Raw genomic sequence first — 21,481 nt, 5'->3', positions numbered from 1 at the left:
GGCGGCCGGCGGTTCGGCCGCTCTCTTGCCGAACGGGAGATTGGAAGGGGCAGCGGCGAAAAGTCAATCCGCTGTCGCGAAGGGCCGGACGGCGGCGCCGCGCGGCACGACCGCAAGCACCTTGAACAGTTCGCCCATCGCCTGCGGCCCGGCGAGGCGCTCGACATCTTCGGTGATCTTGTCGCGAGCGGCCTGGCCGGCATCGGCGCCAAGCCGGCCGGCACGCTCGAGTATGCCCATGCCGAGCAGGAAACTGCCCTGTGTCGACAGATGGGCGTCGAGACCATGCGCGCGCACGATCGCGGCAAGGGCGGAGAAATCGACATGCGAGGTGAGGTCGGCTTCGCCTGGATTGGCCAGCACATCTTCGTGATTGTGCCGGCGCAAGGCCTGCAGCGTGTCGCCGACACCCGGTTGCAAGTGGCCATAGTCGAGGAACAGCCCGGCGCCGCCGTTTCGGGCCATGCAGTCGGCAATGGCCGCCATCAGGGCGGTGCGGGCGGGCGCCACCTCGACGATCGCCCCTTGCGGCGCTTCAGCAGCGTCGACGGGCAGCAGCGTCGGGTCGACCGAGCCGGCGCCGGCGAAGAAACAAAGGGTGTTCTCGTCGTCCAGGCTCACCATGCGCTCGCGCCAGCCGGCGCCGGCGCGGACGAACTGGCGGATCGGTATGGCGTCGAACAGTTCGTTGCCGACTAGGAGCAGCGGCTGATGCGGCAAGGTGTCGATGGTCTCGTGCCAGCGAACCGCAAAAGGCGTCGCGCCAAGCGTCTGTTTCTGGACTTCGGTCAGGCGTGGACTGGTCTCGATCATGGCGAAGGCGGCGCCATTGGCCAGGGTCGGATCAAGCCGCGATAGCGTGCGCAGCATGTCCTTCATCAGCGTGCCGCGACCGGGGCCGATCTCGGCGATGGTGACCGGCATCGGCCGGCCGATCGCTGTCCAAGCCTGGTAAAGCCACACGGCGACGAGTTCGCCGAACATCTGGCTGATCTCCGGCGCGGTGATGAAGTCGCCGGCGGCGCCGAACGGTTCGCGCGTCGTGTAGTAGCCGTCAGCGGGGTCGAACAGGCACAGCGCCATGTATTCGTTGACGGGAAGGGGGCCCAGCGCCTCGATCAGGTCGACGATACGGGTCTTCAGCCGCGTCATGTCGCCTGCGGCTGCGCTTGCGTCACCGGCTTCGCTGTCGCCATCGCCCAGATGCCGATCAGCACCATCGGGGTCGACAGGATCATGCCCATGGTCAGCCAGTTGGTGCCAAGGAGGTAGCCGAGCTGCTGGTCGGGTTCGCGGAAGAATTCGACGAAGACGCGCGACAGGCCGTAGCCGCAGATGAAGGCGCCGCCGACGAAGCGCGGCGTCTTCAGCTTGAGGCGCGAATGGGTGAGGATGCGCAGGACCAGGAACAGCACCAGGCCTTCGAGCAGGGCCTCGTAGAGCTGGCTCGGATGGCGGGTGAACGGCCCGCCATTGGGGAATTCGATTGCCCAGGGCACGTCGGTCGGCCGGCCCCAAAGCTCCGAATTGATGAAGTTGGCGACGCGCACCAGGCCGAGCCCGACCGGCACGCCAGCGGCCACGACATCGAACAGCGACCAGGTGCGGATGCCGCGCTTGATGGAAAACAGCGTCATGGCGAGGATGACGCCGAGCAGGCCGCCATGGAACGACATGCCGCCTTGCCAGACCGCGAAGATGTCGAGCGGATGCTGGATATAGCGCGCCAGGTCGTAGAACAGGACATAGCCGGTGCGGCCTCCGAGCACGACGCCGATCGCCGCCCAGACGATGAAATCATCGAGGTCCTCGGGCTTCATCGGCAGCACGCCGTCGGGCCACAGTTTCGGGTTGGCGGCAAGCCGCTTGGCGTACCACCAGGCAAACAGGATGCCGACAATGTAGCCGACGCCGTACCAGTGCACCGCCAGCGGCCCGATCTGGATGAGGATCGGGTTGATGTTGGGGAAAGGCAGCGAGGCCAGCGGCAGCAGGAAATATTCGTTCAACGGGGAGCTCTCGGTTGCGTTCGCATTCGGGCGCGGACCATGCGGCAGGGTTTTGGCAGGGTCAAGGCAAGCCGGTCGCCGTCAAGTGTCGCGACGGATCACCATTGCGAGCCGTCGCGCCGTGCGTGGTCAACTCACCCCTTGGCGGCCACCCATTGCCGCAATGCGTCGTTGATCCTGTCCTGCCAGCCGGGCCCGTCTTCCTGGAAATGGTCGAGCACCGCCCGGTCGATTCGGATCGAGACAAGCTCGCGGACATTCGGGGCGGTCGAGGGTTCGCGAACTGGCGCTGCCGGCTTCTTGACCGGCTTGAAGGCCGCTTCGGCGGCTGCGAACGGATTTGTCGGTCGGCGCGGGGGCGTTGCCATTGGGTGACCCTGAGTGGAGCGTTCTGATGCAATAGGAGACGACAACACCATAGGCGATTTGGCGTTCTCAAGTATAGCTTGGGTCGGTTCGAGAGCTTCCCGCCGGCATGGCAGCGCCCATGCGCCATAGCAACGCAGAGGCCGCACCAGCCCTCAACGTTCTTGCATTCCTCGCCCCGCGCCACTACGTCATTCCGAGCAAGCGAGGATTTGCCATGTCGACCGGACCGAACCGCATTCTCGATGAATTCGCCAAGCTGATGACCGACGCAGCCGGGGCCGCGCAGGGCGTAAGGCGCGAAGTGGAGACCGCCTTCAAGGGCCAGGCGGAGCGTATCCTCAATTCGATGGACGTGGTGCAGCGCGAGGAATTCGAGGCCGCGCGCGAGATGGCCGCCAAGGCCCGGGACGAGAATACCCGCCTTGCCGCCCGCATCGAGGCGCTCGAGGCCAGGCTCGCCGAACTGGCCGGCGATGCCGCACCAGCGGCGGCGGCGAAGCCCCGCGCAAAAAAATAATCGTTAAACTTTTCCACATAGTCCGAGCTTGAAAAGCGCTTTGCCGTGAATCGCTTAACGGCATTGCATGAATCTTTGTGACAGCGCCTTTCCACATGCGAATGACGCAGTGCGAAAAATTGGGCTGTTCACGCGACTCCCGATCAATAGACTGAATTTGTTGCATGATTCGGAGCAGGGTCATGCGGCCGGGCGGTGGGGTCCGGTCTGGGGTCTTTGCGTCGAGAAGTAGTCTTTAGCGCGAAGAAAGTCCTGGCCGTCCGAGTTCTAGATCAGATTGTTCGTTGTGTGTGCCCTCCCGCGGAGCGTGTGGCGGCGCTCCTCAGAACGACAGGAAGCATTCCATGGAACTTCTCGAACTCGAATTCTCCCGCGAAATCCATCCGGTGGATGTTATCGAGCAGGTGGCCCACAACAATGACTGGTCCTTCGAACGGGCCGGCGATGATGAAATTTCGATCTCGGTCGCTGGCAGCTGGACCGACTATCACGTCTCATTCTCCTGGATGGAGGATTTCGAAGCGCTGCATCTGGCCTGCGCCTTCGACATCAAGGTGCCGGAGACCCGTGCGCTGGAAGTGATGCGGCTGTTGTCGCTGATCAACGAACAGATGCTGTTCGGTCATTTCGACCTCTGGGAGCAGGAGGGCGCGATCATGTTCCGCCAGTCGCTGCTGCTGGCCGGTGGGGTCGAACCGTCGAGCCAGCAGGTCGAGGTGCTTTTGTCCTCGGCGCTGGAAGCCTGCGAATGCTATTTCCAGGCTTTCCAGTTCGTCGTCTGGTCGGGAACCTCGGCCAAGGATGCGCTGGCGGGTGTGCTGTTCGAGACCTACGGCAACGCTTGAACCTTGGTAGTATCGAAATGAGTTCAAGCCGCGAGCGTAAGCCCGAGATCAGTTTTGCCGATTTCGATCGTGTCGACATCCGCGCCGGCACGATCGTCGAGGCCGAACCGTTTCCGGAAGCGCGCAAACCGGCTATCAAGCTGAAGATCGATTTCGGACCCGACATCGGGGTGAAGAAATCCTCGGCGCAGATCACCAAATATTATGCGCCGGAGACGCTGGTCGGCCGACAGGTGTTCGCGGTGGTCAATTTCCCGCCACGCCAGATCGGGCCGTTCATGTCGGAAGTGCTGACGCTCGGTTTTCCCGACGAGGAGGGCGCCGTGGTGCTGGGCGCCATCGAGCGCAAGGTGCCGGACGGCGGGCGCCTGTTCTAGGGTTCGTCGCCGCCAGCTACGGTCGTCGCGCGTTACACGCTTTCGTCATCCACGGGCGTAGCGGGCGCGAAGCGTACGCGCAGACCCGAGGATCCATGCCGCGACGGTGGCCGAAGAGTGAGGCGGCCCAGAACGTCGTCTTCATGAACGTTTTCGGGGCTTCTCATGGCCCGCAGATTCTTCACCGAGCGGACACTTGCAGGCCACAGAATGGATCCTCGGGTCTGCGCGCCGGCTTCGCCGACGCTCCGCCCGTGGATGACGAAGGAGGGGGGCATCCTGTGCGCCAGGCTTCAGGCCGCCAGCTTGCGCGTTGTACCCAGCGCTTCCTCGACCGTATCCATGAACATCTCCGCGCAGGCTTTCCAACTGTAGCGCATGGCGCGTTCGCGGGCCTGGTCGCGGCTGACGTTGAGCGCTGCAAGCGAGGCTTCTCGCAAATCGTTCGAGACCGCGCCGCCAAAGCCGTCGCCGACAATGTCGATCGGCCCGGTCACCGGATAGGCGGCGACCGGCGTGCCGCTGGCCAGCGCCTCGATGATGACGTTGCCGAACGTGTCGGTGCGGCTGGGGAAGACGAAGACGTCGGCCGAGGCGTAGATCTCCGCCAGTTCGTCATTGGGGCGGTGGCCAAGGAAATGCGCGTTGGGGTAGCGCGCCTTGAGCTTGGCAAGCTCCGGACCCTCGCCGACCACCACCTTGCTGCCGGGCAGGCCGAGGTCGAGGAAGGCAGGCAGGTTCTTTTCGATGGCGACGCGGCCGACGCAGAGAAACACCGGGCCGGGGAAGCCGAGATCCTTCCTCTTGTCGGGACGGAAGTGGTCGGTGTCGACGCCGCGCGTCCATGGCCTCAGCTTGTTGAAGCCGCGCGCCGAAAGGTCGTCGGCGAGCGACTGGGTGGCCACCAGCGTGCCCTGGCCGGAATTGTGGAAATCGCGCAGCCAGCGATAGGCCCAGCTCTCCGGCACCGGCAGGCGGGCGCTCAGATATTCGGGGAAGCGGGTGTGATAGCTGGTGGTGAATGGCCGGCCGGCATTGCGGCAATAGCGGCGTGCCATGATGCCGAGCGGCCCCTCGGTGACGATGTGGACGTGGTCGGCCTTGTAGCCGTCGATCAGCTTCGCGACATGGCCGGGCGTGGTCAGCGCCAGGCGGATGTCGGGATAGGTCGGCAGGGGCAGCGTGCGAAAGATGTTGGGCGTCAGGAAATCCACCGCGACGTCGAAGGATTTGAGCGTTTCGGTGAGCCGCTCCAGCGTGTGGACGACGCCGTTGACTTGCGGGCGCCAGGCGTCGGTGACCATCAATATGCGCATGGCGGCCCTTTGCTGGAAAGGTCGACGATTGCCTTGAGACGATGCCGGAACGGCGACCAGCCTGCCGCCCTCGCTTCGCTCCAGCGCACCCGGGTGGGCACGGGGTCGAAGTGAGGCGGTTGGGCCGAATCAAGTGTGGTCGCGCGCTTCATGCGCGCTCTTCACCATGATTTCATGACGGGCGGATGAAGCCTGATGCTTCGCCTGGTACTTGGGCTCGCCTAGGCCGGGACCTTGATGACCGCGCGCAGGCCGCCGAGCGGACTGTCGTCGAGGGTGATGTCGCCGCCATGGCTGCGGGCGATGTCGCGGGCGATCGACAGGCCGAGCCCGGTGCCGCTGGCATCGAGGTTGCGGGCCTCGTCCAGCCGCACGAAGGGCTTGAACACGTGCTCGCGCCTGTCGACCGGAATGCCGGGACCGTCGTCGTCGACGGTGACCACAAGCGAGCCACGGCCGTGGTTGGCATTGACCTCCACCGTCTTGGCATAGCGGAATGCGTTGCCGATGACGTTGGACAGCAGCCGCGCGAAGGCGTTTGGCCGTACATGCACCGTCGGGTCGCCGGAAAGCGTCGTCGACAGCTTGCATTTGCGCAGGGCGGCTTCCTCGCCGAGCTTCTGGAAATAAGCCTCGAGATCGAAACGTCCCGGGTCCTCGGAGGCTTCGCCGCGGGCAAAGGCGAGATAGCCTTCCAGCATCGACTGCATGTCATCGATGTCCTGGTTGAGCGCCGCCTTGGTCTCGGTCTTGCCGCCGGCCAGCGCCAGCTGCAGCTTGAAGCGGGTGAGGATGGTCCTGAGGTCGTGGCTGACGCCGGTCAGCATGGCGGTGCGCTGTTCTATCTGGCGCTCGATGCGCTCGCGCATCTGGATGAAGGCAAAGCCGGCACGGCGGACTTCCTCGGCGCCGCGCGGGCGAAAATCGCGCGGCATCGGCCGGCCCTTGCCGAAGCTTTCGGCGGCCTCGGCGAGCGTGAGGATCGGCCGGATCTGGTTGCGCAGGAAGGGGATGGCGATCATCAGCAGCACCAGCGAGGTGCCGACCATCCAGATCAGGAAGATATGGGTGTTGGAGGCATAGGCCTGGCTACGGCGCACGAAGACGCGCAGCACCTTGCCTTCGAGCTGGACGCGCACCTCGACGATGTTGGAATTGCCGACCGTGTCGATCCAGAACGGCCGGTTGATCTGGCGGGTGATCTCGGCCGAGAGAACGTCGTCGAGGATCGAGAAGAACGGTTTCGGGCCGGGCGGTGGCAAGGGATCCGGCGGCAGCAAATCGACCTTCAACTGCATGCGGTCCTGCGCGATGCGGATGATGTTGGCGTAATCGGCGTCGTGCGGGTAGGTCTCGATCAGGTCGATGATGGCGGCTATGTCACGCACGGTGGCCTGCGACAGGCGCTGCGTCACCGTTGCCCAGTGGCGTTCCATGAAAACGAAGGCGACCACTGATTGCAAAAGGATCATCGGCGCGATGACGATGATCAGCGAGCGCGCATAGAGGCGCTTGGGCATGTAAAGCGAGACGAGGCGCCAGAACCGGTTCCAGATGCGCGGCACCGCCTTGAGCGCTCGCGTGGCGCGTGCGCTCAAGCCGTCAGGCCCCGGCTCTTCCAGTTCCGTCGTCGCCATTGGCTCTTTTCATTTCGTCCACGGCACTAGATCAGAACGACGTCTGGTTCAATCGCCTTACTGATCCAACTCTTTGTTGAAGCATGATCTTTTCCGAAAACCGGTTCCCACTTTTCGGGATCATGCTCCAGAGCCGCGGCCGCCATTCTATTCCACGCTGAGCCGATACCCAATACCGCGCACTGTCTGCAGCCAGACGGGGTTGGACGGATCGCGCTCGATCTTGCGGCGCAGCCTGTTGATCTGCACGTCGATGGTGCGCTCGCCGACTTCCGAATCGTCGCCGACCAGTTCGTGGCGCGGGATGGTCTCGCCGGCCCGCGCCGCGAAGATCGCCAGGATCTCCTGCTCGCGGTCGGTCAGCTTCAGCGCCTCGCCGCCTCGCTTCAGTTCGCGCCTGGCGATCTGGAAGGTGTAGGGACCGAAGACCAGCTGTTCGACCTTGGGCGTCGTCGCCGGGCCGCCACGGCGCAGGATGTTGTTGATGCGCAGGATCAACTCGCGCGGGTCGAAGGGCTTGGGCAGGTAATCGTCGGCGCCGGCCTCCAGTCCGGAGATGCGGCTGTCGGTCTCCGAAAGTGCGGTCAGCATCAGGATCGGCACGTTCTTTTCGGCGCGCAGCGATTTAGTGAGATCGACGCCGCTTTCGCCGGGCATCATGACATCGAGTACAAGCAGGTCGAAATCGAGGCCGGCGAGCTTGCGCCTGGCTTCGCCGGCATTGCCGGCGACGGTGACGCGAAAGCCGTTTTCGGTCAGATACTGCTTGAGAAGATTGCGGATGCGTGTGTCATCGTCGACCACAAGCAGATGCGGCGCGTCGTCGTCCGGTGCGGCCGCCTGATCGACCCTCTCAGTGCTCTCCATGGCTTTTCCCTGACATTTTTGCGGACCCAACGTCGATCTGAGCTCTCAGTTCCGGATTGACCATCGCTTCGAGGAAGCGTTCCACCAAGGTCCGTTCGGCGGCGCCGGAATCTTCCAATGCAGCACGGATGCGGCGCGACTGTGGCCGCGCCAGCGCCAGCGCCAGCGCCCGGCCCTTGGCTGTCGGGTAGAGCTCGCGCTGGCGGCGGTCGCGCGGGCCTTGCAATTGCACGACATGGTCGGTGTCGATCAGTTGCTTGAGCACCCGCGCCAGGCTCTGCTTGGTGATCTTCAGCACGTCGAGCAGTTCGGCGACCGTCAGGCCCGGCCTGCGGTTGACGAAATGCAGCACCCGGTGGTGGGCACGGCCGAAGCCATAGTCGGCCAGTATCTGGTCGGGATCGGAGGTGAAGTCGCGATAGGCGAAGAAAAACAGTTCGATGATGGCGAAGTCGATGCCGTCCTCGACTGACATCGCGGTCCTGATCGGTTTTCCGGCAGAAGGGCTTCGATCCGTCATCATTTCTCCATGGGAACGGGAGATTATGTCAGTACTATTGACGTAATTTCCCTGCAATGGTAATTTTTGACAAGCTTTTGGGCGGATTGCGAACGAAAAGGCAAGTCAGGCCGGTTTTTTCCGGAATTTCCTGAGTTTGCCAGAGCGCGATTATCCGCCTACGCTTCGAGACACCGGCCGGCGTCTCAAATCGCATGGCGCGGCCAAAAAGAACACGCAACGACACTGAGATATGCGGGCCGTGGCCCGCGGGAGGTTACCATGGCATCCGTTCCCTTCGACCAACTGGACGGCTTCATCTGGATGAATGGCGAGTTCGTCCAATGGGGCGACGCCAAGATCCACGTGCTGACCCACGGCCTGCACTACGCCAGCGCGGTCTTCGAGGGCGAGCGCGCCTATGGCGGCGAGATCTTCAAGCTCAACGAGCACACCGAGCGCCTGCATGAATCGGCGCGCCTGCTCGGCTTCAAGATTCCCTATTCGGTCGCCGAGCTCAACGACGCCTCGGCCACGCTGTTGAAGAAGCAGGGCTTCCAGGACGCCTATGTCCGGCCGATCGCCTGGCGCGGCAGCGAGCAGATGGGCGTTTCGGCGCAGAACAACCGCATCAACGTCGCCATCGCCATCTGGCAGTGGCCGAGCTATTTCGATCCGGCGCAGAAGCTGAAGGGCATTCGCCTCGACGTGGCGGAGTGGCGCCGGCCCGACCCGCGCACGGCGCCGTCGCGGTCGAAGGCCGCCGGCCTTTACATGATCTGCACCATGTCCAAGCATGCAGCCGAAGCAAAGGGCTATGCCGACGCCATGATGCTCGACTGGCGCGGGCAAGTGGCGGAGGCAACGGGCGCAAACATCTTCTTCGTCAAGGACGGCAAGATCCATACGCCCAAGCCCGACTGCTTCCTCGACGGCATCACCCGCCGCACGGTCATTGGCCTGGCCAAGGATCGCGGCCTGGAAGTGATCGAACGCGCCATCATGCCGGAAGAACTCGAAGGCTTCGAGCAATGCTTCCTGACTGGAACGGCGGCGGAAGTAACGCCGGTTTCGGAGATCGGCCCTTACCGATTCGAGGTCGGCGAAATCGCCAAGAACCTTATGAACGACTATTCTGCCGCGGTTCAGCCCAAGCACGCGATCGCTGCAGAATAACGATAGTCACAGCTTTTCACGCAAGCAGGGGCGGTTTTCGAGCCGCCCCTTTTATTTCAGCGTTTCTGCATTTGACTTTCATCCAATTCGGCGTCTCATGATGGTGTCGGCCCGGGAGGCTGGCAGCTATGGAGGGACTAATCATATGGACATGAACACGCTTCTTCCGATCATCATCCAGATCATTACGGGCATCATCGGTGGTCAGGCGGTCGGCGCGGCAATCAAGACGGCGGCGCTGGGGCAGCTTCCCAAAATCCTGGGTGGAGCCGTTGGCGGCGTCGGCGGTGCGGCGATCCTGGGCAGCCTGCTCGGCCACGGGATTGATCCCGCTGCGGCCGCGGCGGCGACGAGCGGGCTGGGCAGCTCGCTTAACCTGCAGAACATCGTCGGTGGCGCCGGCGGCGGCGCGATCCTGACCGGCATCATCGGCGCGGTCATGGGCGCCATGAAGAAGTAAGCCTGACGGTCTCAGGTTTGTTCAAATGGGCGGCTTCGGCCGCCCATTTCTGTTCTTCAGACGACTGACTGTTCGTCTTTCGAGGGGTGGACGCGTTTCACCGGCACCTCTACATCACGACAGGGATACGAAAGGACGATCATGGGTCAGCTCAATGCCGGTATCGTGCCGGTCACTCAGTTTCAGCAGAACTGCACCATCCTGTTCGACATGGACGACAAGCGTGGTGTCGTCGTCGATCCGGGCGGCGACATCGACAAGGTGTTGGCGGTGCTGAAGGACAATGCGATCAGGGCCGAGGCAATCTGGATCACGCATGGCCATATCGACCATGCCGGCGGTGCCATGGAATTGAAGGAGGCGCTCGGCATCGACATCATCGGTCCGCACGAAGCCGACAAGCCCTTGCTCGACAATCTGGAGAACCAGGGCAAGCGCTATGGCATTGTCGGCTCACGCGACTGTGTGCCCGACCGGTTCCTCACCGAGGGCGAGACCGTGTCGTTCGGCGGCCACGTCTTCGAGGTGCTGCATTGTCCCGGCCACGCGCCGGGCCACGTCGTCTACTACAACCGCGCGGCCAAGTTCGCCCATGTCGGCGACGTGCTGTTCCGGGGCTCGGTCGGCCGCACCGACCTGCCGGGCGGCGACCATGCGACGCTCATCGCCTCGATCAAGGACAAGCTGTTGCCGCTGGGCGACGATATCGGCTTCATCTGCGGCCACGGTCCCGGTGGCCGCTTTGGCGAGGAGCGCAGGACCAATCCATTCCTGACCTGAATTTCAACACATCCGGGCGCCCGATAAAAAAGCGCTGGCCTTGCGGTCAGCGCTTTTTTTCTGGGGCAGGGAAGCCCTAAGCGCTTTCGCGCTTTGTTTGGTGCAAGTCGTTGTCCCAAAACCGCTGCGCACTTTTGGGCGACATGCACTTAGTTGGCAGTGCAGAAATGCTGCTCGCCGTCATTGCCGGTGAAGGTGCCGGTGCGGGAGTTGAAGGTGCGGTAGCGGTCCGAGCAGTATTCGTACCAGTCACGCGTCCACGGTTCGGCATAGCGATCGGCATAGACCACCCGCGGCTCCGCATAGTAGCGGCGGATCGGAGCCGGGCGGATCCGCACGTCACGATCGTAATAACCGTCATCGTAATAGCGGTCAGCGTAAGGCGGTGGCTGGTCATTGGCCAGCGCGCCACCGATCAGGGCGCCGGCTGCGAGGCCAAGCACGCCGGCGGCAATGGCGTCGCCGTTTCCGTGGTGGCGGTGATGGCGCCACTCATCGGCATTGGCCGCGGGCAGGGCCACGAGCATGGTCGCGGCCATGGCGGCGGACAGCACGGCTGTCTTGAAAATTCTGTTCATCTTGGTCTCCTTCGTACCGGGCCGTGCAGTTTTGCAGGGGATGCGGTCCGGCTTTACCCAAGACTAATATGCGACCGTGGCTGAACGGAGGCTGAACGGATTTCGCCCCGCCTGTCCGAGAGGGCGTCAAGAACCACGCTCGAAATGAGCTGGGCCGCCCTGCCGGAGCCGACAGCGTGAAGTCGGCTCAGCCCACCGACAGGTTGACGGCCTTGGGCCCCTTGCCGCGCTTGTCCGGCTCGGTGTCGAATGTTACTTTCTGCCCATCTTCGAGACCGGGAAGACCCGACGCCTGCACGGCCGAAATATGGACGAAGACATCCTTCGCGCCATCGTCAGGCGTGATGAAGCCGAAGCCTTTGGCATGGTTGAAGAATTTGACGGTGCCGGTCTGCGGCATGGGAAGCTCCTTTGATCCCATAAACTCCAGTCTCGGGCCGGCAAATGCCCGAGAGGAAATTTGTCCTTTATTTTAGCGTCATCGGCAAGAGAAAGTTTTTTAGGCACTTAAAGCGCGTCACGCTTTAAGCCCTTGTTATGATGCATGTCGTCGATCCAAACCCGGATCCACTTTGAGGCGACATGCATTCATGCTGCATCGCAGGCATGAAAAAGGCGCGACGAAAACCGCCGCGCCTTTCAGAATCTGTCTGCGTGCCCAGAGGCTGGGCAAGCTCTGGAACCTCGTTCGCTCGCCCTCAAGGACGCGCGGCGTGCCGATGGTTCAGGCAGCGCGGAGGTTGACCGCCTTCGGGCCCTTGCCCATGCGATCCGGCTCGACGTCGAAGGTGACCTTCTGGCCGTCGACGAGCGTGCGCAGGCCCGATGCCTCGATCGCGGAAATATGGACGAACACGTCCTTGGCGCCGCCGTCGGGCGTGATGAAACCGAAGCCTTTGGTCGCGTTGAAGAATTTAACGGTGCCGGTCTGGGCCATTGGGGAAACTCCTTCACCCGTTCAGTCTTTGGTGGTCCTGCCCGCCACCTGGCGTCGAGGGCAGTTCCCGGTGGTTGCTTCGGCAGTCATGCATTGGCGCATGGTCAAACCCCCCGCCGAAAACGGGGCCGTCAGAGATTCACAGTATCGGGGAAAGGTCGTCCAAAACGTTCCGCTCTCCGGGTCGCAAATGCCCGAACACGGAATTTATCGCACGGAAACGTGAAGGTTGCAAGATAGCGCCGCGGGCCGCCACACTGGGCGCATCCCGACGCAAGAATCGACCGATCTGAGCGTCGACCGGCCGCAGATAGGCCTGCTTGGCCGGGCGGTCATCGGCCCACGGACGGGGTCACGCATGGGCCAGGGTGGCCAGCGGTGCGATCGAATGCCCGCCATGGCCAACCATGCCGATTGCCGTGTGGATAGCCGCGAACGGGGTTGCATTTGAAAAGCGAATGGCGAGGATCGCGATCGGGGATGGGATCGAGGGAGAGATCATCATGAAATTCCTGGCGTCAGTCTTTTCGCGGCAAGGGTTTGCCGTCCTGTTCCTATCGGCGCTGCTGGCCGCCTGTACCGTCGTCGTCGATGACGGGCCGGGGCCTCGTCCACGCCCGCCGCGTCCCGAACCGCAATTCTGCACGAGGCAATACGAACCGGTCTGTGCCCGGCGCGGCGGCGATCGCCAGACCTTCGCCAATGCCTGCCTTGCCGACCGCGCCGGTTACCGCATCGTGCGCGACGGTCCTTGCCGCGACGGCGGTGGTGGCGGCGGCGGCGGGGGAGAGCAGACGTTCTGCACCCGCGAATACGCTCCGGTCTGCGCCCGCCGCCACGGCGAGACGCGCAGCTTCCCCAATGCCTGCGAAGCCCGTGCCGCGGACTACCGCATTGTCGGCGATGGGCCATGCTGAGGAGGCGGGAACTCCGTTACTTGTCCACGCCGATATAGGCTTTGCCCTTCAGCAGGGCAGCCAGATGTGCCGCATTTGATGCCGCCATCTCGATCATTCCGGCGACCTTTTCGGGGGTCGCCGGCAGGTCGACATAGTTGACGTCGCCCATGGCTTCGCCCACCCAGTAGACGCCGCCATTGGCCGGTATGGTGAAGCCGACATCGTTGAGCGCCTGGAAGCATTCGGCATGGCAATGGTGCGCACCATCCTCGTTGCCGACGATCGCCACCAGCGCGACCTTGCCGGCGGCCGGCATACGGCCCTTGTCGTCGGTTTCGGAGAGGAAAGCGTCCATGCGCTCCATGACGCGCTTGGCGACGCTGGAGGGTTGGCCCATCCAGATCGGCAGGCCGAGGATAAAGATATCGGCGGAGATGATTTTCTCGCGCAGGGCGGGCCAGCCGTCGCCCTTGCCCATATCGGAGAGCACACCGGCCTTGATGTCGTGATCGAGGGCGCGCACGACCTCGCCCTTCACCCCATGCGGCTTGAGCGCCGAAAGCAGATCGGCGACGATCTTGTCGGTGGAGGATTTTTCCTTGTCGCCCGAGGCTTTCAGGGAACAGTTGATGGCAAAGGCGGTGAGGGACATTGGCGGCTCCTGCGTGTCGATGTGCAGGGTCAACGTCGCGGGCCGGTTGCGGTTGCGCGGCAATGATGCAGGTGTGGCTGCCTGGAGCAATTCCAGGAAAAGTGTGAACGGTCTTCCGTCCGGAGTTGCGTCGAAACAAAGAGTTGGAGCGGCTCGCCGTTTCGGTGAAATGCGCTAGACCGGATACGCTCCGTCGGCCGGACCGGCATAAAGCTCGCTGCCATGCTCATCCGAAATGCGCAGGCGGTCGGGGATTTGCGGCATGGCCAGGCTATGGAACAGAGCGGCCGCGCCCTGCAGGGCGGCGCGTAGCGTCGGTGCTTCCAGTGACACCCTGTCGAGCGTTGCTTCCTCGGCGTCGCGCGACCGATAGAACTCGATGACGAAGTTCAAGCAAGCCTCCGTGGCAGGACTTGGCAAGGTCCCTTTTTGTCAGTTCGTCGCCTGCTTCGGAGCAGGGCTGGGGCGCTCGAGGCACCCCAAGCTGTCAGCCTTTCGATTTTGGCTTCAGGCTGCTCTCGGCCTGCTTGACCGACGAGCCGAACGGAGAGGCAGGCTTGGCCACCACCTTGTCCTTCTTGGGTTTGCGTGTTTCGCGGTTGCTGCGCTGTTGGCCCTTGGCCATATTGTCTCTCCTCGTGCGGGTTGTCTGACGTTGCTGAGGTCTCAGGCCGCCGGATTGTTGCCAACCACCGGATTGCCGGCCGGTTCGAGATTGTCTTCCGTGGTGACCCGTTCGTGGGTCTCCTGGTCACTGCGGATACGGTATTGCGGCGAGCCGTCCTTGACCGGCAGCCTGCTCTTGATCTCGAACAGTTCGGCCGTCTTGAGGAGGAGGCCGCCACGGCCTTTCATGCGCACGGTCTGGCCGATGGCGAAGAGATGCGAGGGTGTGTCTGTGCGCGGGCGCGCATTCTGCTGGAAACGGATCATGCTGCATTCTCCCGGTCGCGCTTCAGCGCGTTTTCGAGTTCGAGGTGGTCGATGGCGACAAGCTGGCTGGTGTTCGGGTTCTTCACCGCCCTTGCCGGCAGGTGAATGAAAGTGGCGACGCGGCGCCAGGCAATGCGCGACACGCCCTCGATCAGTTCTTCGTCCTGATCGATGTCGTAGTCGCCGGCCGGCAACGGCCCCTCCAGTCCGCCAAGCACGAAGCGGGCAGCGAAATGCGCGATGGAATGGGTGGTTCGGTCCGACATTGTCCTGGCCTTGATGTGCCCACGCGTTGGGCGTCAGGTAAAACCGCTGCCTGAATGCAAAAAAAGCGGGGACAAGCCCCGCTTTCCTATTTCCGGCAAGCGCTGGAAATAAGCCTCTTTCGAGAGCTGCCAGTACATCCGTGGTCAGCATTCATCGAATTCGGCCTGATCAGATCAGTTGCAGATTGGCGGCCGACTCGCGGCCCTTGCCGTCACGCTCCAGTTCGAACTGAAGCTTCTGGCCTTCCGCAAGACCCGGGAAACCGGCGCGCTCCAGCGCGCTGACATGGACGAAAACGTCCTTGCCGCCATCGGCCGGCTGAATGAAGCCGAAGCCCTTCTGGCCATTGTAGAACTTCACGGTTCCGGTGTTCATATCCAGTCTTTCGCGTATTGAGAGATCGTCGCGCGGCGAAGGTGCGGCGCGTCCGGTAGCAACGATTTGGAATGAGATTTGGCGGGTCGAGAACCTCTGACGCCGCGAGATGCCAATTCTGGCCAAAACGATGTCCGTTATATATAGCGATATGGCTGTCTATTCAAGTAGATTTCTGAAATTTTCCGACTTGGATCGAAAAACAGATCGCTATGAATATTCGCACAATTCTGCTATCGTTCAGATCATTTCCAAAAAATATTGAAAATTCGCAACGGTATTTCGCTTGCGTGTCATTTTAGTTACTCCGAAATGAGGACAAAAACCATGAATTCCACAAGAGGCTCAAGAGGGAAGACCGTCGCGATCAACCCTATCGCCAAGCCGGGCACCATACACGCCATTGCCGTTGGCCCGACCGGCCAGCCTATGATCGTCAAGTCGGCACGGCTGACCATCAGAAGCGATGAGGCGGCAAGGCGAACGATCGCAGATACCGTTGGCACCATAAGGCGGGCCAGACAGGTCGCCGAGACCAACCGCCTGATCTGATCGCATTCATGGCGATGGAAAGGCCGCGGAACCACACGGAGACTTGAACCTGCCGCGCCAATGGCCTAGATCGCGGGAGGCGGACAAACACGGCAGGTTTCCCATTAACAGAGATCAGAGACGAGCGGCGGGTGCGGGAGCCAGGTCTGGCGCGGGCGGACAACCGCCGCTGGGCCTCGACCAGTATGTACAGCAGGCGCTGCAACTGCACCAGGCAGGGCGCCGGCAAGAGGCTGAGTCAATCTACCGGCAGGTGTTGGCGCGTCAGCCCAGACACGCCGCCGCGGCACATTTCCTGGGGCTGCTGCTGCATCAGACCGGACGCAGTGAGGAAGGGCTGGATCTCCTCGAACAGTCCGTGAGCCTGCAGCCCACGAATCCAGATTTCCTCAACAATTTCGGCACGGTGATGCGCGACCTCGGCCGCGTTGCCGCGGCCATCGATTTCTTCCGTGGCGCGGTCGATCTGCGGCCGGACCAGCTCGCGGCGCGCGACAATCTCGGCTCGTCGCTGAATCAGCTCGGCCAGTTCGAGGAGGCCGAAGAGATCTATCGCGGCACGGTCGCGCGCAATCCATTCCATGTGCGCGCCCGCATCGGGCTTGCCGAAACCCTGCAGGAAGCCGGGCGGCTGGATGAGGCGCTGGCGGCTTTTCGCGAGTCGCTGACCATCCGCCCCAAGGATGCCGACCTGCTGCACGGGCTCGGCGTCGGGCTGATGGAAAAGGGCAAGCTCGACGAAGCGGCCGATCTGTTCCGGCAGGCGCTGGCGATCAATCCCGGCATGGCCACGGCCTGGCTGATGCTGACGCAGGTCAAGCGCCAGAAGGAGCGCGATGCCGAATTGGCCGGCATGGAAGCCCAGCACGCCAAGGCGCCGCAGGACAGCCTGGCACGCATGCAGCTGTCCTTCGGCCTCGGCAAGGCCAATGACGATTTGAAGGACTATGACAGGGCGTTCGATTATTTCGCCGAAGGCAATGCTATTCGCCGCAAGGTTATCAACTACGATCCCGTCAGGACGCGTGCGGATTTCGAGGCAATGAAGACGGTGTTCGATGCCGGCTTCTTCCAAAGGCACAGACCGAGCCCAATCACCGATGATGCGCCGATCTTCGTCGTCGGCATGCCGCGTTCGGGCACGACGCTGGTCGAACAGATCATCGCCAGCCATCCGAAGGTCTATGGTGCGGGCGAGCTCAGCATCCTGAAGAAGGTGGTCGGGAATCAGTTCCCGTCGACCATGCCGGGTGGCTTCCCCTGGGGTGTATCGGACGTGGACGATTCGGATTTTGCCGCGGCAGGCCAAGCCTATCTCGACATGCTGCATGCCCGCTATCCGCATATCAGCCATGTCACCGACAAGATGCCGGGCAACTTCCTGCTTATCGGCTTCATCCACATGATGATGCCGAAGGCCAGGATCATCCACTGCGCCCGCGATGCGGCGGCAACCTGCCTGTCGATCTACAAGGTGCATTTCCGGGGTGACAGCCACCGCTACGGCTACGATCTGGGCGAACTCGCCGACTTCCACAATCTCTACACCGACATCATGGCGCATTGGCACAGCGTTCTGCCCGGCGTCGTGCATGATGTGCGCTACGAGGATTTCGTCGCTGATCAGGAAGGGCAGAGCCGGGCCCTCATCGATTATCTCGGCCTGCCATGGGACGATGCCGTGCTGTCCTTCCACGATACCGACCGGCCGGTGCGCACGGCTTCCGCCGCGCAGGTGCGCCAGCCGATGTATCAAGGCTCGGTCGATCTGTGGAAACGCTATGGCGATCGGCTGAAGCCGCTGTTGGATAGGCTGGATTAGCGCATCGTTCGCCGATGGGCCGGAGCCCTCGCCGTTTCGTCATCCTATGGCGGAGCAAGGAGCAAAGCGACGCGGCGCAGACCATAGGGTCCATGCCGCGACGTTAAAGCCTTGAAAACGGTACAGAATTCTGCTCAGCTGCGTCCTTCGATCGAGGTCGCGGCATGGATCCTCGGATCTTCGCGACGCCGCTTCGCGGCTGCTCCGCCCGTGGATGACGAAGCTGAGAGGGCTCAGCTGCTCAAAGCTCGATGAACGGCTGGAAGCCGCCGAAGATCATGCGCTTCATATCGAAGGGCATGGGGCCCCAGTCGGGTGTCAAACGCGGGTCGGCCATCACCTTGGCCATCACCGCATCGCGGCTTTGCCTGGATTCATAGACCGCCCAGGCAAAGACGACGATCTCGTCGTCCGTTGCCTGAACGGCACGTGGAAACGAAGTCACCTCGCCATAGGGCACGTCGTCGCCGATGCATTCGACATAGGCCAGCGCGCCGTGTTCCATCCATATGGGGCCCGCGAGGTTGGCGAGCTTCTTATAATCGTCGAGTTTGGCTTTTGGCACGGCAAGCACGAAACCATCGACATAGGACATGATAAACTCCTCTGTTGAAAAATGAGCGCCGGGTCGGCGGGGGTACGACCCGGCGCGGTGAGCGCGTCGGCCCTGTCGGGCGACGCCTGCTCGCCAGGGAACCTATTTCACTGGCGCGTTCATCGCCCAGGCGACGCCGAAGGGATCCTTCACCTGGCCCCAGCGGTCGCCCCAGAACATCACCTGCAGCGGCGTCACGATTTCGCAGCCGGCATCGACGGCGCTTTGCCACCAGGCGTCGATATCGTCGTTGTCGAGATGGAGCTGCAGCGTGTAGCCCTGCGCATCCTTATGCGGGTGGCCGTGTTCGGGATAAGCGTCGCCCAGCATCAGCGTCGAGCGGTTGATGTGGAGGTGGATGTGCATGGTGCGGCCTCTTTCGTCGGCCGGATAGGCAAAGACTTCCTCGGCTCCAAATGCCTTCTTGTAGAATTCGGCGGCCTTGATGGCGCCGTCGACCTGCAGATAGGGGGTCAGTCCGCCAAGCACTTCGGCTCGTGGTGGGGTCTGGTCGGTCATGTCTTCTTGCTCCTCTTTGCGTTTGGCTTGGCCTTGCAAAGCCTAGGACGCACGAGGAGACGGCAATTCTACACGGCCGCGAAAATTTTTTAGCGGGCCGGGCCCGGACACACCGGGCAACCGGAGGTTTTGAGCGACAATCGCATGGACAGGCTGGCCGCGGTCATATGACCTTGGTCGTGAAGGTGGTTGCACGACGGCTGTTCCGCGCGTCGAAGAGTTCCGGAAAGCCGATGTCCTTGCGCAGTTCGGCTGGCAGCGAGAGCAGGATGCGTTCGCTGCGATGGCGGGCACGTGCCGCCGCATATTGGGTTGCGATGCGACCGATGGATGAAAGGACGGACATGACAAGGTTCTCCCTGGGTTGATGCCGGCATCATCGTGTAGGCATCCCAAGGACGAGGCAGGTTCAGGCGATCCGACAGGTCGTCGAAATTATTTCAGATGACCGAGGCGGCCAGCGCCGTGTCGTAATACTCCACCATCTCGATGACCTTGCCGTCGCGCAGGGTCCAGAAGTTGGCGGCGCGCATGACGAATTCCTTGCCGGTGGTTTTTCGCGTCAAATGGATTTCGACCTGCGCCGCGACCTTGTCGCCACCGTCGATAATCTCCACCGGGACGAAGTTCCGGTATTCGAAATCACCGTCGAGCGCCATGAGGCGGGCAAGGAATTCCTGCTTGCCGTTGCCCGTTCCGATATAAGGCGCCTGCGGTTCGGCAACCCAGCGGAAGACGACATCGTCGGAGCAGTGGGCCAGCGCGCCCACGATGTCGCGTTTCGCATAGGCATCATAAAGGGTTTTGACGACGTCCACCGCGCGCATGACCGGTCTCCTCCCTCGGCTTGCGGAACCTTCAGGATGCGCCTTTTTCGGCTGGCGGGAAAGTGCGAGCCGGCAAGCTCGAATGCCGGCTCGGCCGAGGCATCGCCTTAATCACCCGCTTCAGCCACTTCGCAAAAAAAGTCCTCAGGGTCTTCGACCTCGGTCAGGCGCCGCTTCTCGATCAGCCAGAAGCGGTTGCCGATGGCGCGGATGAAGGAGCGGTCGTGCGAGGCGAGGACGCAGCTGGCCTGGTGCTTGAGCAATTCTTCCTCCAGCGCTTCCTGGCCATCGATATCGAGATGGTTGGTCGGCTCGTCGAGCAGGTAGAAGTTGGGGTTGGCGAGCCTTAGCGCCAGCATCATCAGCCGCGCCTTCTGCCCGCCGGACAGGACGCCGATCTTTTTCTCCTGCATCTCGATCACCACGCCGGCGCCGGCAAGCAGCGAGCGGGCGCGCTGTTCGCCGACATCGTAGCGGCGCGACACCATCGCCAGCGGCGTGTCGTCGCCGCTGATGCCCGACAGCGCCTGGTCGCTGTAGCCGAGTACCGTTGACGGGGTCACCTTCACATTCGCGACCGTGTCGGGTTCGGCGATGGCGTTGCGGATCAGGCTGACGAAGCGCGACTTGCCGACGCCATTGCGGCCGAGCAGCACGATGCGGTCGCCCTGGCAGATGTGGCGCTTGCCGGTCCTGAACAGCAGCGTGCCGTCCGGCGTTTCCACCGCCGCGTCGTCGAGCGTGATCAGCACTTTGGCGTGGGTGCCGCGATTGGCCAGTTTAATTGCGCCGGCCGATTTCTCGCGATGCGCTGATACCGCCGCCTCTTCCAGCTTTTCCGCCCGTTCCTTGAGCTGCCTGGTTTTCACCGTCAAAAGGTCGCTGCCGGAATTGATGCCGATGTTGTTGAGCTTGGCGGCCTGTTTTCGCAACTGCTGGACGACCTTCATGTCACGCTCGAACTTGCGTGCCATCGAGGCGTCGACTTCGTCGAGCGCCTGCCTGGCGCGGGAGTAGGGTAGCGCGAACACCGGCGACTGCTCCGGCCGCAGGAACAGCGTCCGGTTGGTGGTGGCGTCGAGGAAAGCGCGGTCGTGGCTGGCGATGACAACAGGCACTTCGCGCGGCAGGGCGTTCAGCCAGCCTTCCAGCTGGCTGATGCGGGCAAGGTCGAGATGGTTGGTCGGCTCGTCGAGCAGCAGCACGTCGGGATCGGTGACCCAGACGCGGGCAATCAGCGACAGCCTCTGCCAGCCGCCGCTCAGCGCCCGCATTTCCCGTTCGCGCATCGGTTCGGGCACGTCGAGCGAATCCAGCACCACGTCGACGCGCCACATCTCGCTGTCGGCCTGATCCGGCGGCAAGGCGTCGGCCACCACCTGATGGAAGGTGCGGCCGAGCAGGGCAGGGGCAACGGCCTGCTCGACATGGCCGACGCGCAGGCCGCGCGTGCGGGTGATGTCGCCGGAGGTCGGTTCCATCTCGCCGGTCAGGCATTTCAGCAAGGTCGACTTGCCACGGCCATTGGCGGCGACGATGCCGAGCCGGTCGCCAGTGCCGATGGTGAGGTCGAGGTGAGCGAAAAGCGGCGCACTCATGGTGACGCCGAGGGATTTGAGGCTGATCAGGGCCATTTTGGATTTCTCTGGTCTTGCCGGAGACATCTCCGGATG

General features: G+C 62.8%; 31 protein-coding genes. 9 read left to right on the top strand and 22 right to left on the bottom strand.

Annotated features, from left to right (window positions below):
• Positions 1 to 63: 63 nt before the first annotated feature.
• The 3 genes from FJ977_RS35085 to FJ977_RS35075 form a co-directional block, all read right to left on the bottom strand.
• Positions 64 to 1,152: a class I SAM-dependent methyltransferase gene (locus tag FJ977_RS35085; RefSeq protein ID WP_140777279.1), complete on the bottom strand. Its 1,089-nt coding sequence runs from the start codon at positions 1,150 to 1,152 to the stop codon at positions 64 to 66.
• On the bottom strand, positions 1,149 to 2,009 hold the full coding sequence (gene lgt, locus FJ977_RS35080; protein WP_140777277.1) for a prolipoprotein diacylglyceryl transferase: 861 nt from the start codon (positions 2,007 to 2,009) through the stop codon (positions 1,149 to 1,151). The genes FJ977_RS35085 and lgt overlap by 4 nt, the downstream gene beginning before the upstream one ends.
• A 134-nt stretch (positions 2,010 to 2,143) precedes the next feature.
• Complete coding sequence (locus FJ977_RS35075) at positions 2,144 to 2,377, bottom strand: BrnA antitoxin family protein (protein ID WP_019860643.1); 234 nt, start codon at positions 2,375 to 2,377, stop codon at positions 2,144 to 2,146.
• 215 nt (positions 2,378 to 2,592) lie between these two features.
• On the opposite strand from FJ977_RS35075, the gene FJ977_RS35070 reads away from it, so the two are divergent.
• From FJ977_RS35070 to FJ977_RS35060, 3 genes are all read left to right on the top strand, one after another.
• Complete coding sequence (locus tag FJ977_RS35070) at positions 2,593 to 2,895, top strand: accessory factor UbiK family protein (RefSeq protein ID WP_140745441.1); 303 nt, start codon at positions 2,593 to 2,595, stop codon at positions 2,893 to 2,895.
• 344 nt (positions 2,896 to 3,239) lie between these two features.
• Complete coding sequence (locus tag FJ977_RS35065; RefSeq protein WP_013893499.1) at positions 3,240 to 3,740, top strand: YbjN domain-containing protein; 501 nt, start codon at positions 3,240 to 3,242, stop codon at positions 3,738 to 3,740.
• 17 nt (positions 3,741 to 3,757) lie between these two features.
• Entirely contained in the window at positions 3,758 to 4,117 is a 360-nt protein-coding gene (locus FJ977_RS35060) for a tRNA-binding protein (RefSeq protein ID WP_140777275.1), read from the top strand.
• 293 nt (positions 4,118 to 4,410) lie between these two features.
• Here the strand turns inward: FJ977_RS35060 and FJ977_RS35055 are convergent, their stop codons facing one another.
• The 4 genes from FJ977_RS35055 to FJ977_RS35040 form a co-directional block, all read right to left on the bottom strand.
• Entirely contained in the window at positions 4,411 to 5,433 is a 1,023-nt protein-coding gene (locus FJ977_RS35055; RefSeq protein WP_140777273.1) for a glycosyltransferase family 1 protein, read from the bottom strand.
• Between the two features lie 221 nt (positions 5,434 to 5,654).
• A complete protein-coding gene (locus FJ977_RS35050) occupies positions 5,655 to 7,070 on the bottom strand; it encodes an ATP-binding protein (protein ID WP_140777271.1) in 1,416 nt (471 codons plus the stop codon).
• Between the two features lie 147 nt (positions 7,071 to 7,217).
• Entirely contained in the window at positions 7,218 to 7,937 is a 720-nt protein-coding gene (locus FJ977_RS35045) for a response regulator transcription factor (protein ID WP_115142172.1), read from the bottom strand.
• Positions 7,924 to 8,457 (bottom strand): MarR family transcriptional regulator, encoded by a 534-nt coding sequence (locus FJ977_RS35040; RefSeq protein WP_172348963.1) that lies wholly within the window; start codon positions 8,455 to 8,457, stop codon positions 7,924 to 7,926. The genes FJ977_RS35045 and FJ977_RS35040 overlap by 14 nt, the downstream gene beginning before the upstream one ends.
• Positions 8,458 to 8,718: 261 nt before the next feature.
• Between FJ977_RS35040 and FJ977_RS35035 the strand changes: the two genes are divergently transcribed.
• From FJ977_RS35035 to FJ977_RS35025, 3 genes are all read left to right on the top strand, one after another.
• Positions 8,719 to 9,612, top strand: a complete 894-nt coding sequence (locus FJ977_RS35035) for a branched-chain amino acid aminotransferase (RefSeq protein ID WP_140777267.1) — start codon at positions 8,719 to 8,721, stop codon at positions 9,610 to 9,612.
• A 145-nt stretch (positions 9,613 to 9,757) separates the two neighbouring features.
• Positions 9,758 to 10,072: a hypothetical protein gene (locus tag FJ977_RS35030; RefSeq protein ID WP_140777265.1), complete on the top strand. Its 315-nt coding sequence runs from the start codon at positions 9,758 to 9,760 to the stop codon at positions 10,070 to 10,072.
• A gap of 141 nt (positions 10,073 to 10,213) precedes the next feature.
• Positions 10,214 to 10,852: an MBL fold metallo-hydrolase gene (locus FJ977_RS35025; protein WP_140777263.1), complete on the top strand. Its 639-nt coding sequence runs from the start codon at positions 10,214 to 10,216 to the stop codon at positions 10,850 to 10,852.
• Positions 10,853 to 11,001: 149 nt separating this feature from the next.
• Here FJ977_RS35025 and FJ977_RS35020 read toward each other — a convergent pair whose 3' ends face one another.
• The 4 genes from FJ977_RS35020 to FJ977_RS36090 all read right to left on the bottom strand — a co-directional run bounded on the left by FJ977_RS35020 (position 11,002) and on the right by FJ977_RS36090 (position 12,869).
• The gene (locus FJ977_RS35020; RefSeq protein ID WP_140777261.1) at positions 11,002 to 11,430 is read right to left on the bottom strand and encodes a BA14K family protein; all 429 of its coding nucleotides are present in this window, start codon (positions 11,428 to 11,430) and stop codon (positions 11,002 to 11,004) included.
• 187 nt (positions 11,431 to 11,617) lie between these two features.
• Entirely contained in the window at positions 11,618 to 11,830 is a 213-nt protein-coding gene (locus FJ977_RS35015; protein WP_008877668.1) for a cold-shock protein, read from the bottom strand.
• A gap of 324 nt (positions 11,831 to 12,154) precedes the next feature.
• Positions 12,155 to 12,367, bottom strand: coding sequence for a cold-shock protein (locus tag FJ977_RS35010; RefSeq protein WP_006202520.1), 213 nt, complete (start codon positions 12,365 to 12,367; stop codon positions 12,155 to 12,157).
• A gap of 352 nt (positions 12,368 to 12,719) precedes the next feature.
• The gene (locus tag FJ977_RS36090; RefSeq protein WP_181180171.1) at positions 12,720 to 12,869 is read right to left on the bottom strand and encodes a hypothetical protein; all 150 of its coding nucleotides are present in this window, start codon (positions 12,867 to 12,869) and stop codon (positions 12,720 to 12,722) included.
• A gap of 1 nt (position 12,870) precedes the next feature.
• On the opposite strand from FJ977_RS36090, the gene FJ977_RS35005 reads away from it, so the two are divergent.
• The gene (locus FJ977_RS35005) at positions 12,871 to 13,284 is read left to right on the top strand and encodes a Kazal-type serine protease inhibitor (RefSeq protein WP_140777259.1); all 414 of its coding nucleotides are present in this window, start codon (positions 12,871 to 12,873) and stop codon (positions 13,282 to 13,284) included.
• A 16-nt stretch (positions 13,285 to 13,300) separates the two neighbouring features.
• Here FJ977_RS35005 and FJ977_RS35000 read toward each other — a convergent pair whose 3' ends face one another.
• The 6 genes from FJ977_RS35000 to FJ977_RS34980 all read right to left on the bottom strand — a co-directional run bounded on the left by FJ977_RS35000 (position 13,301) and on the right by FJ977_RS34980 (position 15,493).
• Entirely contained in the window at positions 13,301 to 13,918 is a 618-nt protein-coding gene (locus FJ977_RS35000) for an NAD(P)H-dependent oxidoreductase (protein ID WP_140777257.1), read from the bottom strand.
• Positions 13,919 to 14,092: 174 nt separating this feature from the next.
• Complete coding sequence (locus FJ977_RS34995) at positions 14,093 to 14,311, bottom strand: hypothetical protein (protein WP_140777255.1); 219 nt, start codon at positions 14,309 to 14,311, stop codon at positions 14,093 to 14,095.
• 94 nt (positions 14,312 to 14,405) lie between these two features.
• The gene (locus FJ977_RS36085) at positions 14,406 to 14,543 is read right to left on the bottom strand and encodes a hypothetical protein (RefSeq protein ID WP_181180170.1); all 138 of its coding nucleotides are present in this window, start codon (positions 14,541 to 14,543) and stop codon (positions 14,406 to 14,408) included.
• 41 nt (positions 14,544 to 14,584) lie between these two features.
• Positions 14,585 to 14,851 (bottom strand): hypothetical protein, encoded by a 267-nt coding sequence (locus FJ977_RS34990; protein ID WP_140777253.1) that lies wholly within the window; start codon positions 14,849 to 14,851, stop codon positions 14,585 to 14,587.
• Positions 14,848 to 15,117, bottom strand: coding sequence for a hypothetical protein (locus tag FJ977_RS34985; protein ID WP_140777251.1), 270 nt, complete (start codon positions 15,115 to 15,117; stop codon positions 14,848 to 14,850). The genes FJ977_RS34990 and FJ977_RS34985 overlap by 4 nt, the downstream gene beginning before the upstream one ends.
• 169 nt (positions 15,118 to 15,286) lie before the next feature.
• The gene (locus tag FJ977_RS34980; RefSeq protein WP_140777249.1) at positions 15,287 to 15,493 is read right to left on the bottom strand and encodes a cold-shock protein; all 207 of its coding nucleotides are present in this window, start codon (positions 15,491 to 15,493) and stop codon (positions 15,287 to 15,289) included.
• A 327-nt stretch (positions 15,494 to 15,820) separates the two neighbouring features.
• Between FJ977_RS34980 and FJ977_RS34975 the strand changes: the two genes are divergently transcribed.
• Positions 15,821 to 16,045 carry a hypothetical protein gene (locus FJ977_RS34975; protein ID WP_140777247.1) on the top strand — a complete coding sequence of 75 codons (225 nt, stop codon included), beginning with the start codon at positions 15,821 to 15,823 and terminating at the stop codon, positions 16,043 to 16,045.
• Between the two features lie 43 nt (positions 16,046 to 16,088).
• The gene (locus FJ977_RS34970; protein WP_181180169.1) at positions 16,089 to 17,867 is read left to right on the top strand and encodes a sulfotransferase; all 1,779 of its coding nucleotides are present in this window, start codon (positions 16,089 to 16,091) and stop codon (positions 17,865 to 17,867) included.
• Positions 17,868 to 18,108: 241 nt separating this feature from the next.
• Here FJ977_RS34970 and FJ977_RS34965 read toward each other — a convergent pair whose 3' ends face one another.
• From FJ977_RS34965 to FJ977_RS34945, 5 genes are all read right to left on the bottom strand, one after another.
• Positions 18,109 to 18,462, bottom strand: coding sequence for a DUF1428 domain-containing protein (locus FJ977_RS34965; protein WP_140777245.1), 354 nt, complete (start codon positions 18,460 to 18,462; stop codon positions 18,109 to 18,111).
• Positions 18,463 to 18,564: 102 nt separating this feature from the next.
• Entirely contained in the window at positions 18,565 to 18,981 is a 417-nt protein-coding gene (locus FJ977_RS34960) for a glyoxalase/bleomycin resistance/extradiol dioxygenase family protein (protein ID WP_140777244.1), read from the bottom strand.
• Between the two features lie 163 nt (positions 18,982 to 19,144).
• Entirely contained in the window at positions 19,145 to 19,327 is a 183-nt protein-coding gene (locus FJ977_RS34955; RefSeq protein ID WP_140777242.1) for a hypothetical protein, read from the bottom strand.
• A 94-nt stretch (positions 19,328 to 19,421) separates the two neighbouring features.
• The gene (locus FJ977_RS34950) at positions 19,422 to 19,808 is read right to left on the bottom strand and encodes a nuclear transport factor 2 family protein (protein WP_140777240.1); all 387 of its coding nucleotides are present in this window, start codon (positions 19,806 to 19,808) and stop codon (positions 19,422 to 19,424) included.
• A 107-nt stretch (positions 19,809 to 19,915) separates the two neighbouring features.
• A complete protein-coding gene (locus tag FJ977_RS34945) occupies positions 19,916 to 21,442 on the bottom strand; it encodes an ABC-F family ATP-binding cassette domain-containing protein (RefSeq protein ID WP_140777238.1) in 1,527 nt (508 codons plus the stop codon).
• Between the last annotated feature and the right edge of the window lie 39 nt (positions 21,443 to 21,481).

Source organism: Mesorhizobium sp. B2-1-3A (assembly GCF_006442655.1).
Classification (GTDB): domain Bacteria; phylum Pseudomonadota; class Alphaproteobacteria; order Rhizobiales; family Rhizobiaceae; genus Mesorhizobium.
Note: the sequence above shows the minus strand (reverse complement) of the source record. Positions and strands in the feature narration are given on the sequence as shown.

Coding starts and splice junctions, on each gene's coding strand:
- FJ977_RS35085 (WP_140777279.1), bottom strand. CDS start 1,152: ATGACGCGGCTGAAGACCCGTATCGTCGACCTGATCGAGGCGCTGGGC.
- FJ977_RS35075 (WP_019860643.1), bottom strand. CDS start 2,377: ATGGCAACGCCCCCGCGCCGACCGACAAATCCGTTCGCAGCCGCCGAA.
- FJ977_RS35070 (WP_140745441.1), top strand. CDS start 2,593: ATGTCGACCGGACCGAACCGCATTCTCGATGAATTCGCCAAGCTGATG.
- FJ977_RS35065 (WP_013893499.1), top strand. CDS start 3,240: ATGGAACTTCTCGAACTCGAATTCTCCCGCGAAATCCATCCGGTGGAT.
- FJ977_RS35060 (WP_140777275.1), top strand. CDS start 3,758: ATGAGTTCAAGCCGCGAGCGTAAGCCCGAGATCAGTTTTGCCGATTTC.
- FJ977_RS35055 (WP_140777273.1), bottom strand. CDS start 5,433: ATGCGCATATTGATGGTCACCGACGCCTGGCGCCCGCAAGTCAACGGC.
- FJ977_RS35050 (WP_140777271.1), bottom strand. CDS start 7,070: ATGGCGACGACGGAACTGGAAGAGCCGGGGCCTGACGGCTTGAGCGCA.
- FJ977_RS35045 (WP_115142172.1), bottom strand. CDS start 7,937: ATGGAGAGCACTGAGAGGGTCGATCAGGCGGCCGCACCGGACGACGAC.
- FJ977_RS35040 (WP_172348963.1), bottom strand. CDS start 8,457: ATGACGGATCGAAGCCCTTCTGCCGGAAAACCGATCAGGACCGCGATG.
- FJ977_RS35035 (WP_140777267.1), top strand. CDS start 8,719: ATGGCATCCGTTCCCTTCGACCAACTGGACGGCTTCATCTGGATGAAT.
- FJ977_RS35030 (WP_140777265.1), top strand. CDS start 9,758: ATGGACATGAACACGCTTCTTCCGATCATCATCCAGATCATTACGGGC.
- FJ977_RS35025 (WP_140777263.1), top strand. CDS start 10,214: ATGGGTCAGCTCAATGCCGGTATCGTGCCGGTCACTCAGTTTCAGCAG.
- FJ977_RS35020 (WP_140777261.1), bottom strand. CDS start 11,430: ATGAACAGAATTTTCAAGACAGCCGTGCTGTCCGCCGCCATGGCCGCG.
- FJ977_RS35015 (WP_008877668.1), bottom strand. CDS start 11,830: ATGCCGCAGACCGGCACCGTCAAATTCTTCAACCATGCCAAAGGCTTC.
- FJ977_RS35010 (WP_006202520.1), bottom strand. CDS start 12,367: ATGGCCCAGACCGGCACCGTTAAATTCTTCAACGCGACCAAAGGCTTC.
- FJ977_RS36090 (WP_181180171.1), bottom strand. CDS start 12,869: ATGATCTCTCCCTCGATCCCATCCCCGATCGCGATCCTCGCCATTCGC.
- FJ977_RS35005 (WP_140777259.1), top strand. CDS start 12,871: ATGAAATTCCTGGCGTCAGTCTTTTCGCGGCAAGGGTTTGCCGTCCTG.
- FJ977_RS35000 (WP_140777257.1), bottom strand. CDS start 13,918: ATGTCCCTCACCGCCTTTGCCATCAACTGTTCCCTGAAAGCCTCGGGC.
- FJ977_RS36085 (WP_181180170.1), bottom strand. CDS start 14,543: ATGGCCAAGGGCCAACAGCGCAGCAACCGCGAAACACGCAAACCCAAG.
- FJ977_RS34990 (WP_140777253.1), bottom strand. CDS start 14,851: ATGATCCGTTTCCAGCAGAATGCGCGCCCGCGCACAGACACACCCTCG.
- FJ977_RS34985 (WP_140777251.1), bottom strand. CDS start 15,117: ATGTCGGACCGAACCACCCATTCCATCGCGCATTTCGCTGCCCGCTTC.
- FJ977_RS34980 (WP_140777249.1), bottom strand. CDS start 15,493: ATGAACACCGGAACCGTGAAGTTCTACAATGGCCAGAAGGGCTTCGGC.
- FJ977_RS34975 (WP_140777247.1), top strand. CDS start 15,821: ATGAATTCCACAAGAGGCTCAAGAGGGAAGACCGTCGCGATCAACCCT.
- FJ977_RS34965 (WP_140777245.1), bottom strand. CDS start 18,462: ATGTCCTATGTCGATGGTTTCGTGCTTGCCGTGCCAAAAGCCAAACTC.
- FJ977_RS34960 (WP_140777244.1), bottom strand. CDS start 18,981: ATGACCGACCAGACCCCACCACGAGCCGAAGTGCTTGGCGGACTGACC.
- FJ977_RS34955 (WP_140777242.1), bottom strand. CDS start 19,327: ATGTCCGTCCTTTCATCCATCGGTCGCATCGCAACCCAATATGCGGCG.
- FJ977_RS34950 (WP_140777240.1), bottom strand. CDS start 19,808: ATGCGCGCGGTGGACGTCGTCAAAACCCTTTATGATGCCTATGCGAAA.
- FJ977_RS34945 (WP_140777238.1), bottom strand. CDS start 21,442: ATGGCCCTGATCAGCCTCAAATCCCTCGGCGTCACCATGAGTGCGCCG.